The following is a 15,964-nucleotide window of genomic DNA, read 5'->3' as shown; positions in this document are numbered from 1 at the left end:
ACCCCTATGTCTTTCGCGATCGTGTGCTCGGACCTGTCGTTCGCCTGGGAGGACGGCACCGTCGTCCTGGACGGCCTGGACGCCGCCTTCGGCGCCGGCCGGACGGGACTGATCGGCGTGAACGGGTCCGGCAAGTCCACCCTGCTGAAGATCATCGCCGGGGAGCTGCGTCCCGGGTCGGGCGGTGTCGCCGTGGAGGGGGAGATCGGCTACCTGCCGCAGAACCTCGTCCTCGACGGCACGGCCACGGTCTCGGACCTGCTCGGCATCACCGCGACGCGCGCCGCGCTGCACGCCATCGAACGCGGTGAGGCCACCGAGGAGAACTTCGCCGCCGTGGGGGACGACTGGGACGTCGAGGAGCGCGCCCGCGCCGAGCTCGACCGGCTCGGCCTCGTCCACCTCGACCTGGACCGGACCGTCCCGACGCTGTCGGGCGGCGAGGCGGTGATGGTCGGGCTCGCGGCCCGGTTCCTCGCCCGTCCCGACGTCCTCCTGCTCGACGAGCCGACCAACAACCTCGATCTGGACGCGCGGCATCGCCTCTACGACGCGGTCGCGTCCTGGACGGGCGTGCTCGTGGTCGTCAGCCACGACCGCGAGCTGCTCGACCGCGTCGACGAGATCGCCGACCTGCGGGACGGTGAGATCCGGACGTTCGGCGGCAACCTGTCCGCCTATGAGGACCTGCTCGCCGTCGAGAAGGAGGCCGCGGAACGCACGGTCAGGGCGGCCGAGACCGACCTGCGCCGCCAGAAGCGCGAGCTGGAGGAGGCGCACGTCAAGCTGGCCCGCCGCCGGCGGTACGGCAAGAAGATGCAGGAGAGCAAGCGCGAGCCGAAGATCGTCATGGGGGCGCGCAAGCGGGCCGCGCAGGAGTCGGCCGGCAAGCACCGCATCATGCACGAGGAGCGGCTCGCCGACGCCCGGACGAGGCTCACCGAGGCGGAAGGGGCGGTCCGCGAGGACGCCGAGATCCGCGTCGAGCTGCCCGCCACCCGCGTCCCGGCCGGGCGGACGGTCATGACCGTGACCGGGCTCGCCGCGCCCGAGCCGGAGCTCGGCACGCTGACCGAGCTGATCGTCCGGGGTCCGGAGCGGATCGCGCTGGTCGGCCCGAACGGGTCCGGCAAGACCACGTTCCTGCGGGCGCTCACCGGCGACCGCGTCCCGGAGGGGGTGGCCGTCAAGATCGGCGTGGACGGCGTCCGGTACCTGCCGCAGCGGCTCGACGTCCTGGACGAGGGGCTCAGCGTCGCCGGCAACGTCCGCGCGCAGGCGCCCTCGGCGTCGCCGCCCGAGGTCAGGGCGGGGCTCGCGCGGTTCCTGTTCCGCGGCGCGCGGGCCGACCAGCTCGCCGGGACGCTGTCGGGCGGCGAGCGTTTCCGCGCCGTGCTGGCGTCGCTGCTGCTCGCCGAGCCCGCCCCGCGGCTCCTCCTGCTGGACGAGCCGACGAACAACCTCGACATGGCCAGCGCCGCGCAGCTCGGCCAGGCCCTCGCCGCCTACGAGGGCGCGCTGATCGTGGTCAGCCACGATGTGCCGTTCCTGCGCACGCTCGGCCTCACCCGCTGGCTCCGGATGGACCGCGCGACCGGCCTGACCGAGATCGAGCCGATGGAGTGAGCCGCAGAGCGTCCGAGTGCGGAAAAATGCGGTGATCTCCGTATCCGCCGCTGTTACGGTCATGGTCGACACGAGGGGAGTGACGGGGTGCCGACCAAGCTGAACCAGATCATCGCGGTGGAGAAGGGCGTCAAGAGCAAGTCCTTCCAGGACCTGACCGCCGCGCACCACGCCGTCCAGAAGGCTCCGCTGCTGTCCGGCATCTCGCGGGCCTACCAGCCGAAGGACGAGGACGGCGAGCAGCTGCCGCCGGAGTCCACCCGGGTGCAGACCAAGGTGGACGACGTCCTGCGCGAGGTCACGGCCTCGCTGACGCGGCTGTTCGACGTGACCGCCACGAAGGACTGGGCGAACTGCACCGCCCGCGCCGACGTGACGGTGGACGGCACGACCCTCCTGCGCGACGTGCCCGTCTCCTACCTGCTGTTCCTGGAGAAGCAGCTGAAGGACCTGCACACCTTCGTCAAGAAGCTGCCGGTGCTGGACGCCGCGGAGACGTGGACGTTCGACCCCTCCACCGACGTGTGGCGGACGGAGGCCGTCCGCACCGTGAAGACCAGGAAGGTCCCGCGCAACCACGTCAAGGCGGAGGCGACGGAGAAGCATCCGGCCCAGGTCGAGGTGTACTACGAGGACGTCGCCGTCGGGCACTGGACGACGGTGAAGTTCTCCGGCGCCCTCCCGGCGCGGCGCGTCAACGAGCTGCTCGGCCGCGTCGAGCGGCTGCAGGACGCGGTCAAGTTCGCGCGCGAGGAGGCCAACGGCATCGAGGTGACGGACCAGCGTGTCGGCGAGGCGGTCTTCGGATACCTCTTCGCCTGATCCGCCGGCGCGGTGGATACGGGACAACTCAATAGGAACAAGTCGACAGGGGACAGGTCACCAGGATCCCTCCGCCATAGAGCGGAGGGTGCGCGAGGAGCGCAAGCTGAAGCTGAAGCCGAAGCTGATCAGGGCCGGCGACAGTGCGGGTTCGAATCCCGCCCCCGGCATCCAGGCCGGGGTAGCCCAACCGGTAGAGGCAGTCCGCCCGCTCAAACTCAGACTCTCGCTCCAGACTCAGCATTCACCGCCGATCGCCGGATCGCGCGGACGTGGACGATCACCCTTGAGATGCCGGTTCGAGTCCGGCTCGCTCCGCTCGTGGGGCGATGGCGTAACGGCAACGCGCGAGGGCTTCAGGCTGATCCGCGTCCATCCATGTGCCGGCGTGCCAAATGGGCGGTAACCACAGGGGCCCGGGGGGCGGCAAAACCCCCGGGCCCCGCTCCGCGCCCGGCGTCAGGTCAGCACGCGCTTGGTGAACGTGCGGGTCGCGGCCCACGTCAGCAGGACCGTCCCGCCGACGATGGCCACGAGGAACGCCCAGACCGGCATGTGCGGGATGTCCGGTGTGAGCGCGCTGCGCAGCCCCTCGCTGACGTACACCAGCGGGTTGAACAGGCTGGCGATCTGCAGCCAGCGGATGTTCTCCAGCGCCGACCACGGGTAGTACACGCAGCCGAGCATCGTCATCGGCAGCAGCACCATCGCGAACAGCACCTGGACCTTCTGCGGGTTCATCAGCGTCCCGAGCAGCAGGCCGCCCGACGCCGACAGCAGCGACCCGGCCACCATCACCAGGATCAGCACCGGCCAGTTGCTCACGTGCACCTCGGGCGACTGCCCCTCGGCGTGGATGAACAGCACGGCGGGGAACACCAGCAGCCCGCCGATCAGCCCCTGCACGGCCGCCGCGATGATCTTCTGGGTGGCCAGCAGCGGGATGGGCACCGGGGCGAGCGCCCGGTCGGTGATGGACTTCTGCCAGTTCAGCTCCATCATCAGCGGGAAGATCACCGCCATCATCGCCTGCATGATGATCGAGGAGCCGACGAGGCCGGGCAGCAGGATGGTGGAGAACGTCGGCCCGCCCGGCCCGCCCGCCATGGCGCCGCCGCCGAGCTTGGGCAGCACGTAGGCGAACACGAACACGAACATCACCGGCTGCACCAGCACCCGGACGAACGTCGACAGGAAGTTCTTGCGCATGACCCGCGCCTCGCGCGCCATCATCGCGGCGAAGGTGCGGGGCAGGGTCGCCCGCGCCGGCGGCGGCGGGGCCAGGACGGCGGGCGCGGCGGTCGCGGTCATTCTCGGTAGTCCCTTCCGGTGAGGGTGAGGAAGACGGTCTCCAGGCTGGGCCGCAGCTGCGTGGCGTCGGTGACGCCGACGCCGGCGGCCGACCCGATGGTGACGAGCTCGCCGAGGATGCCGTCGGGTTCGGCGGCGAACACGCGCACCTGGCCGCCGGTGACCTCGACCCGGCCGATGCCCTCTCGGTCGCCGAGCTTCCTGATCTCCTCCGGGGCGGCGGAGTCGTAGGTCACGGTGATGACGGTGTCGGCGCCCGCGCTGGACTTGAGCTGGTCCACGGTGCCGCTGGCGAGGATCTTGCCGTGGTCGACGACCGCGACCCGGTCGCAGAGCGCCTCGGCCTCCTCCATGTAGTGGGTGGTGAGGACGATGGTCTGCCCGGCCGCCTGCAGGCCCCGCAGCACCTCCCACAGGTTCGTGCGGGTCTGCGGGTCGAGGCCGGCGGTCGGTTCGTCCAGGAACAGCACCTCCGGCCCGTGCATGAGGGCCCGGCAGATCATGACGCGCTTGGCCTGCCCGCCGGAGATCTCGAAGGGGTTGCCGCCGCGCTGCTCGGTGAGCCCGAACAGCTCCAGCAGCTCGGCGGCCCGCGCGCGGGCGTCGCGCGCGCCCAGCCCGAAGTACCGGCCCCGGAACTCCAGGTTCTCGGCGACGGTCAGGTCGCTGTCGAGGGTGTTGTTCTGCGACACCACGCCGATGCGCCGCTTGATCTCGACGGCGTCCTTGACCACGTCCAGGCCGGTCACGTGCGCGCTGCCGCCGGTCGGGACGACCAGCGTGGTGAGCATGCCGATGGTGGTCGACTTGCCCGCGCCGTTCGGGCCGAGCAGCCCGAAGAACTCGCCGCGCGGGACGTCCAGGTCGATGCCCTGCACGGCGGGCACCGCCGGGCGCGGACCGGACGCGGGGTAGGTCTTCTTGAGGCCGACCGTGCGGACGGCGGCCTCCGGGGGTTCTGTCACGCGCCCTCTTCCTTCTCTTTCTCGTCGGGGGAGTAGTTCTCGAACTTGTCGATCAGCTTGAGCAGGAACCTGCGGACGGCCGCCTCGTCCTCCTCGTCGACGACGTCGTAGAGGCGGGCGAGATCCCGGCCGATGGGCGCGGACTTCTCCGCCAGCAGCCGCCGGCCGGAGTCGGTGATGCGCAGCATCACGCCGCGCCGGTCGCGGTAGGAGCGTTCGCGGCGCACGTGCCCGTTGCGTTCCAGGGTGTCGACCACCGAGGTGACCGTGGCCGGGGTGACGAGCAGGCGCTTGGCGACCTCGCCGGGACGCAGCCCGTCCTCGACGACGAGCAGCCGCAGCAGGAAGAACCCCGCGGGGCTGATGCCGTGCCTCTCGATGATCCGCCACACGATGGGGCCGGACATCCGGGCCGCGGCCCCGAACAGCCGTCCGATCGGCCACTCCTCCACGGGCCCGAAGAGCTTCAGGTCCTCGATGCTGGATTTCTCCATGACCGATGATGTTAGAGGGCTGATGATTAGAGGGCAAATCTTTAGACCTCTAACTACCTCGCATCGGCCCTGTGGCGCTCGTCTCAGCGGGCGGGAAAGGCGACCCCGTCGTTGAATAGACATCCAGCCTCATGCATACTCTTGCTTGATACGCATGAAGGGCGGGGACATGGGAATCCGGACGGCGGTCGCCGGCGCCAGCGGTTACGCGGGCGGCGAGCTGCTGCGCATCCTGGCGGGACATCCAGAGTTCGAGATCGGCGCGCTGACGGCGGGCTCCAACGCGGGCACCGAACTGGGCGCGCACCAGCCGCACCTGCGATCCCTCGCCGGACGCGTCCTGGAGGAGACCACCCCGGAGGCGCTCTCCGGCCACGACGTGGTGTTCCTGGCGCTGCCGCACGGGCAGTCCGGTCCGATCGCCGAACGGCTCGGCGCGGACGTGCTGGTCGTCGACTGCGGTGCCGACCACCGGCTCTCCGACGCCGCCGCCTGGGAGCGGTTCTACGGGACGCCCCACGCCGGCACCTGGCCCTACGGCCTCCCCGAACTGCCCGGCCACCGGGACGCGCTGCGCGCCACCAGGCGCGTCGCCGTCCCTGGCTGCTACCCGACCGCGGTGTCGCTCGCGCTCTTCCCTGCGTTCGCCGCCGGCCTCGCCGAACCCGACGTCGTCGTGGTCGCCGCGTCCGGCACCTCGGGCGCCGGACGGGCCCTCAAACCGCACCTGCTGGGCAGCGAGGTGATGGGCTCGGTGTCCGCCTACGCCGCCGGCGGGACGCATAGGCATACGCCCGAGATGATCCAGAACCTCGGCGCGGTCGCGGGGGAGCCGGTCACGGTCTCCTTCACCCCGACGCTCGCCCCGATGAGCCGCGGCATCCTCGCCACCTGCACCGCCAGGGCCCGGCCCGGCGTCACCGCCGCGGCGCTGCGCGCCGCGTACGAGGAGGCGTACGCGGACGAGCCGTTCCTCGGGCTCCTGCCGGAGGGGCGGTGGCCCGCGACGTCCATGACGCTCGGCGCGAACACCGTCCTCGTCCAGGCCGCCCTGGACGAGGCGGCCGGCCGCCTCGTCGTGGTCGCCGCCGTCGACAACCTCACCAAGGGCACCGCGGGCGGCGCGGTGCAGAGCGCCAACCTCGCCCTCGGCCTCCCGGAAGAACTCGGGCTGACCACGATCGGAGTGTCCCCTTGAGCGTCACCGCCCCCCGGGGTTTCCGCGCCGCCGGCGTCGTCGCCGGGCTGAAGGACAGCGGCAGCCGCGACCTGGCCCTCGTCGTCAACGACGGGCCGTCCCGCGCCGCCGCCGGCGTCTTCACCCGCAACCGCGTGAAGGCCGCGCCCGTCCTGTGGTCGGAGCAGGTGCTCAAGGGCGGCCGCGTCCGCGCGGTCGTGCTGAACGCGGGCGGCGCCAACGCGTGCACCGGCTCCGCGGGCTTCCAGGACACTCACGCCACCGCCGAGAAGGCGGCCGGCGTCATCGAGGACTCGGCGGGCGAGATCGCGGTCTGCTCCACCGGGCTGATCGGCGAGCGGCTCCCCATGGACCTGCTGCTGCCCGGCGTCGAGAAGGCCGCCGCGGAGCTGTCGCGCGGGGACGGCGGGCTCGCCGCCGCCGACGCGATCCGCACCACCGACACCGTCGCGAAGATCGCCTTCCGGCAGGGCGCCGGCGGCTACATGATCGGGGCGATGGCCAAGGGCGCGGGCATGCTCGCGCCGTCCCTGGCGACCATGCTGTGCGTCGTCACCACCGACGCCGACCTGCCCGCGGCGGCGCTGGACCGGGCGCTGCGCGCCGCCACCGGCGTCACCCTCGACCGGCTCGACTCCGACGGGTGCATGTCCACCAACGACACCGTCCTGCTGCTCGCTTCGGGCGCCGCCGGGGTCGTCCCGGACGAGGAGGAGTTCACCGCCCTGCTCACCGAGGTGTGCGGCGACCTCACCCGGCAGCTGCTCGTGGACGCCGAGGGCGCGTCCAAGGCCATCGCGATCGAGGTCGTCGGCGCCGCGTCCGAGGACGACGCCGTCACCGTCGGGCGCTCCATCGCCCGCAACAACCTGCTCAAGTGCGCCATCCACGGCGAGGACCCGAACTGGGGCCGGGTGCTGTCGGCGGTCGGCACCACCGACGCGGTCTTCGAGCCCGACCAGGTGAACGTCGCGATCAACGGCGTGTGGGTGTGCCGCGACGGCTCGTTCGGCGACGACCGCGACAAGGTCGACCTGCGCCCCCGCGACGTGACGATCACCGTCGACCTTTCCGCCGGCCCGCACAGCGCGACCGTCTGGACGACCGACCTCACGGCCGACTACGTCCACGAGAACTCGGCGTACTCCACATGAGCGCGGTCACTCCCGGCGCCGAGATGCGCAAGAACCGGCTCGGCGTCATGTCGAAGGCGGAGACGCTGATCAAGGCGCTGCCGTGGCTGGAGCGGTTCCACGGCAGGACCGTCGTGATCAAGTACGGCGGGCACGCGATGACCGACGAGGAGCTGCGGCACTCGTTCGCCGAGGACGTCGTGTTCCTGCGCTACGCGGGGCTGAAGCCGGTGATCGTGCACGGCGGCGGACCGCAGATCAACGAGGCGCTCGCCCGCAACGGCATCGACTCGACGTTCACCGCCGGGCTGCGGGTCACCACGCCGGAGGCCATGGAGGTCGTCCGGATGGTGCTGACCGGCCAGGTGCAGCGGGACGTCGTCGGGCTGATCAACCGGCACGGGCCGTTCGCCCTCGGCATGTCCGGCGAGGACGCGAACCTGTTCACCGCCGAGCGCAAGCACGCGGTCGTGGACGGCGAGGCCGTCGACATCGGCCAGGTCGGCGAGATCGTCGAGGTGCAGGTCGGCGCCGTCCGTTCGCTGCTGGACGACGGCCGCGTCCCGGTGATCTCCAGCATCGCGCGCGGCGACGACGGCGAGGTCTACAACGTCAACGCCGACACGGCCGCCGCCGCGCTCGCCGTCGCGCTGGACGCGGAGAAGCTCGTCGTCCTCACCGACGTCGAGGGCCTCTACGCGGACTGGCCCGACAGCGACGACGTGATCGACCGGCTCACCACCGACGAGCTGGCCGTCCTGCTGCCGGGCCTGTCGGCCGGGATGGTGCCGAAGATGGAGGCCTGCCTGACGGCCGTGCGCGGCGGCGTCCCGCAGGCCCACGTGCTGGACGGCCGCGTCCTGCACTCGCTGCTTCTGGAGATCTTCACCGACGAAGGGATCGGAACGATGGTGCTGCCCAGCCTCCCGGGCGCCGCTGCGGCGAAGCATGGAACAGAGGCAGAGACGGCATGAGCGGAGCGAACCGGGGGGTGCGGGGGTCGTCCCTCCGCAGGAGACAGGCATGAGCGATCTCAGGGAGCGGTTCGAGGCGGCGTTCATGCCGAACTACGGCGTCCCGCCGGTGGCGCTGGCGCGCGGTGAGGGCTGCCGGGTGTGGGACACCGAGGGCCGCGAGTATCTCGACCTCATCGCCGGGATCGCGGTCAACTCGCTCGGGCACGCCCACCCTGCCCTCGTGGCGGCGGTGTCGTCGCAGGTCGCGACGCTGGCGCACACGTCCAACCTGTTCCTGCACGAGCCGGAGGTGCTGCTCGCCGAGCGGCTGCGGGACCTGCTCGGCGGCGGCCGGGTGTTCCTCGCCAACAGCGGCACCGAGGCCAACGAGTGCGCGCTGAAGCTCGCCATCAAGTACGGGAAGGCGAACGGGCGGTCGTACTTCGTCGCGGCGGAGAACGGGTTCCACGGCCGCTCCCTCGGCGCGCTGTCCCTGACGGGCAAGGCGTCGATCCGGGAGCCGTTCGGGCCGTTCGGCATCGACGTCAGGTTCGTGCCCTACGGCGACGCCGCGGCCCTGGAGGACGCGGTGGACGAGGACTGCGCGGCGGTCTTCCTGGAGCCCACGCAGGGCGAGGCCGGTGTCGTCCCGCCGCCGGACGGCTACTTCGCCGCCGCCCGCCGCGTCTGCGACGAGGCGGGCGCGCTGTTCGTCGCCGACGAGATCCAGTCCGCGATCGGCCGGACGGGGACCTGGTTCGCGTTCGAGCACGAGAACGCCAGGCCCGACGTCCTCACCCTCGCCAAGGGCCTGGGCGGAGGGCTCCCGATCGGGGCGTGCGTCGCGTTCGGGCCGAACGGCGACCTGTTCGCCAAGGGCGACCACGGCAGCACCTTCGGCGGCAACCCGGTGGCAGCGGCGGCGGCCCTCGCCGTCCTCACCACCATCGAGAAGGACGGCCTGCTCGCCCACGCCGCCGCCGTGGGGGAGACCCTCGCTGCGGAGCTCGACGCCATCGGCCACCCGCTCCTCGCGGGCGTGCGGGGCCGCGGGCTGTGGCGGGCGGCGGTCCTCACCGGCCCGCACGCGCCCGCCGTCGAGGCCGCCGCGCGCGACGCCGGCTTCCTGGTCAACGCGCTCCAGCCGGACGCCGTCCGCCTCGCCCCGCCGCTGATCCTCACCGCCGAGCAGGCGCGGTCGTTCGCCGGCGCGTTCCCCGCTATCCTCGACGCTGCCTCCCCTGAGCAGGAGAACTGACCGTGACCAGGCACTTCCTCCGCGACGACGACCTGACTCCCGCCGAGCAGGCCGACGTCCTCGACCTCGCCGCGCAGGTGAAGAAGGACCGGTTCGGGCATCGGCCGCTGGAGGGCCCCCGGTCTGTGGCCGTGCTGTTCGACAAGCCCTCCACCCGGACGCGGATCTCGTTCACCGTCGGCATCGCCGAACTCGGCGGCAACCCGCTCGTGATGGACGCCGGGACGAGCCAGCTCGGCCGCGGCGAGACCATCGCCGACACCGCGCGCGTCCTCGAACGGCAGGTCAGCGCGATCGTGTGGCGGACGGCCGGGCAGGAGCGCATCGAGGAGATGGCCGCCGGCACCACCGTCCCGGTGGTCAACGCCCTCACCGACGAGTTCCACCCCTGCCAGGTCCTCGCCGACCTGCAGACCGTCCGGGAGGCCAAGGGCGACCTGCGCGGCGTCACCCTCGCCTACTTCGGCGACGGCGCCAACAACATGGCGCACTCCTACCTGCTCGGCTGCGCCACCGCGGGGATGCACGTCCGCGTCGCCGCCCCCGCGCCGCTGCCCCCCGACCCCGCCGTCCTGGCCCGCGCCACCGAGATCGCCGGCGCCACCGGCGGGTCCGTGACCGTCACCGACGACGCCCGCGCCGCCGCCGGCGGCGCCGACGTCCTCGCCACCGACACGTGGGTGTCGATGGGCCAGCAGGGCAAGGACACCTCGCTGTACGAGCCGTACGCCGTCGACGACGCCCTGCTCGCACTGGCCGCCCCGGAGGCGGTCGTGCTGCACTGCCTGCCCGCCTACCGCGGCAAGGAGATCGCCGCGTCCGTCCTGGACGGCCCCCAGAGCAGGGTGTGGGACGAGGCGGAGAACCGGCTGCACGCCCAGAAGGCGCTGCTCGTCTGGCTGCTGGAGCGCGCCCGGTGACGACCCCCATGACCAAGGCCGCCCGGCACGCCCGGGTGATCGAGCTGCTGACCCGGCACCCCGTCCACTCCCAGGGCGAGCTGGCGAAGCTGCTCGGCGACGCGGGCGTCGAGGTCACCCAGGCCACGCTGTCCCGCGACCTGGTCGAGATCGGCGCGGTCAAGCTGCGCGCCGACGACGGCAGCCTGATCTACGCCGTCCCCGGCGAGGGCGGCGAGCGGATCCGGCGGGCCCGCACCGGCGCCGCCGAGACCTTCACCGGACGGCTCTCCCGGCTCGCCGCCGAACTGCTCGTCTCGGCCGAGGCGTCGGCCAACCTGGTCATGGTGCGGACCCCGCCCGGTGCCGCCCAGTACCTCGCCTCGGCGATCGACCACGCCGAGTGGCCGTCGATCCTCGGCACCGTCGCCGGCGACGACTCGATCCTCGTGATCGCCCGCGACCCGCAGGGCGGGGAGGACCTCGCGCAGGCGCTGCTCAGGCTGACCGGCGGCCGCGAGCGACGAGCCTAGGCCGGCGCGTTCGCCGTACCCTGTGGCGGACGCCACGAGCGCCGCGCCGCCGCGTGCCGCGTCCGTGCGCGGGGCGCCCGGACGGCGTGGTGAGATGGCAATGACCGAACGTTCAGCGGTGGGAAGAAGAGGATCTCCGTGACCAAGGCACCGACGCGGCTGTGGGGCGGCCGGTTCGAAGGCGGCCCGTCGGACGCGCTCGCGCGGCTCTCGGTGAGCGTCCAGTTCGACTGGCGGCTCGCCCCCTACGACCTGATGGGCTCGCGCGCCCACGCCCGCGTCCTGAACCGCGCGGGGCTGCTCACCGACGACGAGCTGGAACGCATGATCGGTGCCCTGGACGACCTGGAGACGGCGTGCCGCAGCGGCGAGTTCCGCCCCACGGTCGCCGACGAGGACGTCCACACCGCCCTGGAGCGCGGCCTGCTCGAACGCCTCGGCGCCCTCGGCGGCAAGCTGCGCGCCGGCCGCAGCCGCAACGACCAGGTCGCCACCGACCTGCGCCTCTACCTCCGCGACCACGCCCGCCAGATCGTCTCGCGGCTGGTCGAGCTGGAGACCGCGCTGATCGCGCAGGCCGAGCACAACCTCGGCGTCGCCGCGCCCGGCATGACGCACCTCCAGCACGCCCAGCCCGTGCTGTTCTCCCACCAGCTCCTCGCGCACGTCCAGCCGCTCACCCGCGACATCGACCGGCTGCGCGACTGGGACCGGCGCGCCGCCGTGTCCCCGCTCGGCTCCGGCGCCCTCGCCGGGTCGTCGCTCCCGCTGGACCCCCAGGCCACCGCCGCCGAGCTCGGCTTCGACGGCGCCGCGCCCAACTCGATGGACGCCGTCGCCGACCGCGACTTCGTCGCCGAGTTCCTGTTCGCGGCGGCGCTCGCCGGCGTGCACCTGTCGCGGCTCGGCGAGGAGATCTGCCTCTGGGCGTCGCAGGAGTTCCGCTGGATCGAGATGGACGACACCTACGCCACCGGGTCGTCGATCATGCCGCAGAAGAAGAACCCCGACGTCGCGGAGCTGGCCCGCGGCAAGGCGGGCCGCCTCATCGGCCACCTCGTCGGCCTGCTCACGACCCTCAAGGGCCTCCCGCTCACCTACAACCGCGACCTGCAGGAGGACAAGGAGGGCGCCTTCGACGCCGTCGAGACGCTGCTGCTCGTCCTGCCCGCCATGTCCGGGCTCATCGCGACGATGCGGGTCAACACCGAGCGGCTGGAGGCCCTCGCCCCCGCCGGCTTCGCGCTCGCCACCGACCTGGCCGAGCTGCTCGTCCGGCGCGGCGTGGCGTTCCGGGACGCCCACGAGGTCGTCGGGCACCTCGTCGTCTGGTGCCAGGTCCACGACAAGGACTTCGACGACCTCACCGACGAGGAGCTCGGCAAGGTGTCGCCGCACCTGACGCCGGACGTCCGCGAGGTCCTGAACGTGCAGGGCGCCCTGGCCTCGCGCAAGGCCTACGGCGGGACCGCGCCCGACCGCGTCCGCGAGCAGATCGGCGCACTGCGCGCGCTCGTCAACGAGCACGCCGCCTGGGCGTCCGGCTCGGACTCCTGAGCCGGCGCGCGGCGCCGCGGGCCGGCCGGTGAACCGTTTCCTGGACCAGGATGAGGCGATGTACGGAGCGTTGCTGCCACGGGACTTCTTCGACCGCCCGGTGGACGAGGTGGCACCGTCGCTCCTGGGGCATGTGATCACGCATCGCACCCCGGAAGGCGAGGTGGCCGCGCGGCTCACCGAGGCCGAGGCGTACGCGGGTCCCCTGGACCCCGCGTCCCACGCCTACCGGGGACGGACGCGGCGCAACGAGGTGATGTTCGGCCCTCCCGGCCACGTCTACGTGTACTTCACCTACGGCATGCACTTCTGCATGAACCTCGTCTGCGGGCCGGACGGGACGTCCATGGCGGTGCTGCTCCGCGCCGGCGAGATCATCGTGGGGGAGGACATCGCCCGCGCGCGGCGGCCCCGCTCGACCGTCCGCGACCTGGCCCGCGGCCCCGCCCGGCTCTGCCAGGCCCTCGGCGTCGCCCGGGAGCAGAACGGCCTGGACGTGTGCTCGCCCGGTGGGCCGATGACCGTCCACGAGGGCGACTCCGCCGACCCCCGGCTGATCCGCAACGGGCCGCGCACCGGGGTGAACGGGGCCAAGGAGGTCCCGTGGAGGTTCTGGATCGACGGCGACCCGACCGTGTCCCCCTACCGGCCCCACGTCCCGCGGCAGCGCAGGAAGGCCCCCGCCGATGGCTGACCCCGCACCGCCCGCCGCGCTCGCCGGCGGCGCCGCGCCGGCGAGCCGCCGGCGACGTCCGGCGCGGCTGCTGTTCGCGGCCGCCCTCGCCGTGCTCCTGGTGCTCACCGCCGCGGTCATCCTCGACCGCCTGCTCGGGCGGACCTCCGTGGTCGGCGGCGTCCAGAAGCAGCCCGCCTCGGTGAAGTACCAGGACGGCCGCACGCACTACGCCGCGGTCACCCGCACCCGCAGCTGGGTATTCGACCGCCACGTGAACTACCGGCTGTACACGGGAAGCGATCCGAGCCTGCACTACGGATACTTCGTCCGCCTGGGCTTCGGGACGCCCGAGCAGCGCCCGGTCGTCAAGGCCGTGAAATGGGACGACAGAGGCATCAGGGTGACATTCGCGTCGGGCCACGAGGTGTTCGTTCCCACCCGCTACTTCGTCGGCGGACGTTGAATATCGTTGGCGTGACAGCCGCCCGCCGAGGCACCCTGGCGGGCACATGGAAAGCAAGCCGGAGACGAGGGAGACCGTGACCGACATCCTGGACGATCTCGCGTGGCGCGGCCTGATCGCGCAGTCCACCGATCTGGACGAACTGCGGGCGCTGCTCGCCGCGGGACCGGTCACCCTCTATTGCGGCTTCGACCCGACGGCGCCGTCCCTGCACCTCGGGAACCTGATCCAGATCCTCACGCTGCGCCGCTTCCAGCAGGCGGGGCACCGGCCCATCGGCCTCGTCGGCGGCGCCACCGGCCTCATCGGCGACCCGAGCGGCAAGAGCGCCGAACGCGTCCTGAACTCGGAGGACACCGTCGCCGCCTGGGTCGAGCGGGTCCGCGGCCAGGTGTCGACGTTCCTCGACTTCCATGACGGCCCGACCGGCGCCACCATGGTCAGCAACCTCGACTGGACGGGCCCGATGTCGGCCATCGAGTTCCTGCGCGACATCGGCAAGCACTTCCCGGTGAACCGGATGCTCGCCCGCGAGACGGTCAAGGCACGCCTCGAGACGACGGGGATGAGCTACACCGAGTTCAGCTACGTCCTGCTCCAGTCGATGGACTTCCTGGAGCTGTACCGGCGCCACGGATGCCTGTTGCAGACCGGCGGCAGCGACCAGTGGGGCAACCTCACCGCGGGCGTCGACCTCATCCGCCGCGTCGAGGGCGGCAGCGCGCACGCTCTGACCACCCCGCTGCTCACCAAGGCGGACGGGTCCAAGTTCGGCAAGACCGCGGGCGGCGAGACCTACTGGCTCGACCCGGAGCTGACCTCGCCGTACGCGTTCTACCAGTTCTGGATCAACGCCGACGACCGGGACGTGGAGAAGTTCCTCAAGTTCTTCAGCTTCCGTCCCCGCGAGGAGATCGAGGACCTGGTCAAGCAGGGCGCCGACCGTCCGGCCGCGCGTGCCCCGCAGCGGGCGCTCGCCGAGGAGATGACCACGCTCGTGCACGGCGCCGATGAGACCGCCAGGGTCATCGCGGCCTCGCGCGCCCTGTTCGGCCAGGGAGCCCTGGAGGAACTGGACGAGCGGACGCTGAAGGCCGCCCTGGCCGAAGTGCCCCGCACGGAGGTCCCCCCGGGTGAGCTGCCGACCGTCGTGGACCTGCTGGCGGCGTCCGGCCTGTGCAAGAGCAAGTCGGAGGCACGCCGTGCCATCGCCCAGGGCGGCGCCTACCTCAACAACGCCAAGGTGCAGTCGGAGGACGCCGTACCGGCCGCCGCCGACCTGCTCCACGGCCGCTTCCTCGTCCTGCGGCGCGGCAAGCGCAACGTGGGCGGCGTCGAGGTGACGGCGTCCTGAACCAACCCCCTCGCGACCGCCCGTCCGGCCTGTTCCGGGCGGGCGGTCGCCATGGGGAGGGAAAACTTCGGTAGATACACGTCACAGTGCGGTTACGAGCGACGGATCCGGGCATGTTCATAGGCCGGAAAACAACATGTGACCTGCGGAATCATGCCCGGCCGAGTCGATTTGACGCTCCTGTCGGGTGGATCTAATGTTCTACACGCCCCACGGGGGAGCGGGACGCCGGAAGGCGGCCGGCCCGGTGAGGAACCCCTGACAGACCACTCGGCGGAGAGTTGTCTCCGCTCAAATGGGACGTCTAGGGCCGAACCGTCCAGAGTTGGACGAAGAGGACGGATCGGGTACGATTGAAGGGTTGCCCCGGAGTCGGGACCGTGAGAGCGGGGTTCGGCGCGGTGGGTGTCCGTTTCTTGAGAACTCAACAGCGTGTTAAAAGCCAGTGCCTTTATCGGTTCGGCCTGTTGTGGCTGGACCGCCCCGTGACCGTCATCTTTTGTGGTGATGGTCTGGGATTTCTTTGAGGCAATGCACAGACCCTTGGGGTTTTGTGTTTGCTGGGATTTTCTTCGAGGTTTGGCCGGCTGGGGTTCGCGCCTTGGTTGGTCGTTAGGCCTTAATGGAGAGTTTGATCCTGGCTCAGGACGAACGCTGGCGGCGTGCTTAACACATGCAAGTCGAGCGGAAAGGCCCCTTCGGGGGTACTCGAGCGGCGA

Annotated in this window: 15 protein-coding genes and 1 rRNA gene; 13 read left to right on the top strand and 3 right to left on the bottom strand. The window is 71.8% G+C overall.

Features of this window, described 5'->3' with window-relative positions; translation table 11 throughout:
* The first annotated feature begins 6 nt into the window (after positions 1-6).
* Positions 7-1,626 carry an ABC-F family ATP-binding cassette domain-containing protein gene (locus tag BM339_RS41400; protein ID WP_075024404.1) on the top strand — a complete coding sequence of 540 codons (1,620 nt, stop codon included), beginning with the start codon at positions 7-9 and terminating at the stop codon, positions 1,624-1,626.
* 87 nt (positions 1,627-1,713) lie between these two features.
* A complete protein-coding gene (locus BM339_RS41395) occupies positions 1,714-2,448 on the top strand; it encodes a DUF7873 family protein (protein ID WP_021596143.1) in 735 nt (244 codons plus the stop codon).
* A gap of 459 nt (positions 2,449-2,907) precedes the next feature.
* Here the strand turns inward: BM339_RS41395 and BM339_RS41390 are convergent, their stop codons facing one another.
* From BM339_RS41390 to BM339_RS41380, 3 genes are read right to left on the bottom strand one after another with little or no spacing between them, the layout of a single operon-like run.
* The gene (locus tag BM339_RS41390) at positions 2,908-3,759 is read right to left on the bottom strand and encodes an ABC transporter permease (RefSeq protein WP_021596142.1); all 852 of its coding nucleotides are present in this window, start codon (positions 3,757-3,759) and stop codon (positions 2,908-2,910) included.
* Positions 3,756-4,724: an ABC transporter ATP-binding protein gene (locus BM339_RS41385; protein ID WP_075024403.1), complete on the bottom strand. Its 969-nt coding sequence runs from the start codon at positions 4,722-4,724 to the stop codon at positions 3,756-3,758. Before BM339_RS41385 ends, BM339_RS41390 begins: the two co-directional genes overlap by 4 nt.
* The gene (locus BM339_RS41380; RefSeq protein WP_075024402.1) at positions 4,721-5,218 is read right to left on the bottom strand and encodes a MarR family winged helix-turn-helix transcriptional regulator; all 498 of its coding nucleotides are present in this window, start codon (positions 5,216-5,218) and stop codon (positions 4,721-4,723) included. Before BM339_RS41380 ends, BM339_RS41385 begins: the two co-directional genes overlap by 4 nt.
* A 169-nt stretch (positions 5,219-5,387) precedes the next feature.
* On the opposite strand from BM339_RS41380, the gene argC reads away from it, so the two are divergent.
* The 11 genes from argC to BM339_RS41325 form a co-directional block, all read left to right on the top strand.
* Complete coding sequence (gene argC, locus BM339_RS41375) at positions 5,388-6,416, top strand: N-acetyl-gamma-glutamyl-phosphate reductase (protein WP_021596139.1); 1,029 nt, start codon at positions 5,388-5,390, stop codon at positions 6,414-6,416.
* Positions 6,413-7,570 carry a bifunctional glutamate N-acetyltransferase/amino-acid acetyltransferase ArgJ gene (argJ, locus tag BM339_RS41370; protein WP_021596138.1) on the top strand — a complete coding sequence of 386 codons (1,158 nt, stop codon included), beginning with the start codon at positions 6,413-6,415 and terminating at the stop codon, positions 7,568-7,570. Before argC ends, argJ begins: the two co-directional genes overlap by 4 nt.
* Positions 7,571-7,593: 23 nt before the next feature.
* Complete coding sequence (argB, locus tag BM339_RS41365) at positions 7,594-8,523, top strand: acetylglutamate kinase (RefSeq protein ID WP_024936533.1); 930 nt, start codon at positions 7,594-7,596, stop codon at positions 8,521-8,523.
* Between the two features lie 49 nt (positions 8,524-8,572).
* Entirely contained in the window at positions 8,573-9,763 is a 1,191-nt protein-coding gene (locus BM339_RS41360; protein ID WP_075024401.1) for an acetylornithine transaminase, read from the top strand.
* Positions 9,764-9,765: 2 nt separating this feature from the next.
* Complete coding sequence (argF, locus tag BM339_RS41355) at positions 9,766-10,683, top strand: ornithine carbamoyltransferase (protein ID WP_021596135.1); 918 nt, start codon at positions 9,766-9,768, stop codon at positions 10,681-10,683.
* Positions 10,684-10,691: 8 nt separating this feature from the next.
* Positions 10,692-11,195 (top strand): arginine repressor, encoded by a 504-nt coding sequence (locus tag BM339_RS41350; RefSeq protein WP_075024458.1) that lies wholly within the window; start codon positions 10,692-10,694, stop codon positions 11,193-11,195.
* 138 nt (positions 11,196-11,333) lie between these two features.
* Positions 11,334-12,752: an argininosuccinate lyase gene (gene argH, locus BM339_RS41345; protein ID WP_075024400.1), complete on the top strand. Its 1,419-nt coding sequence runs from the start codon at positions 11,334-11,336 to the stop codon at positions 12,750-12,752.
* 58 nt (positions 12,753-12,810) lie between these two features.
* Positions 12,811-13,446 (top strand): DNA-3-methyladenine glycosylase, encoded by a 636-nt coding sequence (locus BM339_RS41340; protein ID WP_021596132.1) that lies wholly within the window; start codon positions 12,811-12,813, stop codon positions 13,444-13,446.
* Positions 13,439-13,891: a hypothetical protein gene (locus tag BM339_RS41335; RefSeq protein WP_075024399.1), complete on the top strand. Its 453-nt coding sequence runs from the start codon at positions 13,439-13,441 to the stop codon at positions 13,889-13,891. The genes BM339_RS41340 and BM339_RS41335 overlap by 8 nt, the downstream gene beginning before the upstream one ends.
* Positions 13,892-13,967: 76 nt before the next feature.
* The gene (tyrS, locus tag BM339_RS41330; protein ID WP_075024457.1) at positions 13,968-15,245 is read left to right on the top strand and encodes a tyrosine--tRNA ligase; all 1,278 of its coding nucleotides are present in this window, start codon (positions 13,968-13,970) and stop codon (positions 15,243-15,245) included.
* Between the two features lie 619 nt (positions 15,246-15,864).
* Positions 15,865-15,964, top strand: a 16S ribosomal RNA gene (locus BM339_RS41325); the annotation flags it as partial.

This window comes from Actinomadura madurae (genome assembly GCF_900115095.1).
In the GTDB taxonomy this organism is placed as follows: Bacteria; Actinomycetota; Actinomycetes; order Streptosporangiales; family Streptosporangiaceae; genus Spirillospora; species Spirillospora madurae.
The sequence above is the reverse complement of the archived record's forward strand: the minus strand, read 5'-3'. Positions and strand labels throughout refer to the sequence as shown.

Bases quoted from the DNA above. Each gene is read 5' to 3' on its own strand.
- BM339_RS41400 (WP_075024404.1), top strand. From the start codon at position 7: ATGTCTTTCGCGATCGTGTGCTCGGACCTGTCGTTCGCCTGGGAGGAC.
- BM339_RS41390 (WP_021596142.1), bottom strand. From the start codon at position 3,759: ATGACCGCGACCGCCGCGCCCGCCGTCCTGGCCCCGCCGCCGCCGGCG.
- BM339_RS41380 (WP_075024402.1), bottom strand. From the start codon at position 5,218: ATGGAGAAATCCAGCATCGAGGACCTGAAGCTCTTCGGGCCCGTGGAG.
- argC (WP_021596139.1), top strand. From the start codon at position 5,388: ATGGGAATCCGGACGGCGGTCGCCGGCGCCAGCGGTTACGCGGGCGGC.
- argB (WP_024936533.1), top strand. From the start codon at position 7,594: ATGCGCAAGAACCGGCTCGGCGTCATGTCGAAGGCGGAGACGCTGATC.
- BM339_RS41360 (WP_075024401.1), top strand. From the start codon at position 8,573: ATGAGCGATCTCAGGGAGCGGTTCGAGGCGGCGTTCATGCCGAACTAC.
- BM339_RS41350 (WP_075024458.1), top strand. From the start codon at position 10,692: ATGACCAAGGCCGCCCGGCACGCCCGGGTGATCGAGCTGCTGACCCGG.
- BM339_RS41340 (WP_021596132.1), top strand. From the start codon at position 12,811: ATGTACGGAGCGTTGCTGCCACGGGACTTCTTCGACCGCCCGGTGGAC.
- BM339_RS41335 (WP_075024399.1), top strand. From the start codon at position 13,439: ATGGCTGACCCCGCACCGCCCGCCGCGCTCGCCGGCGGCGCCGCGCCG.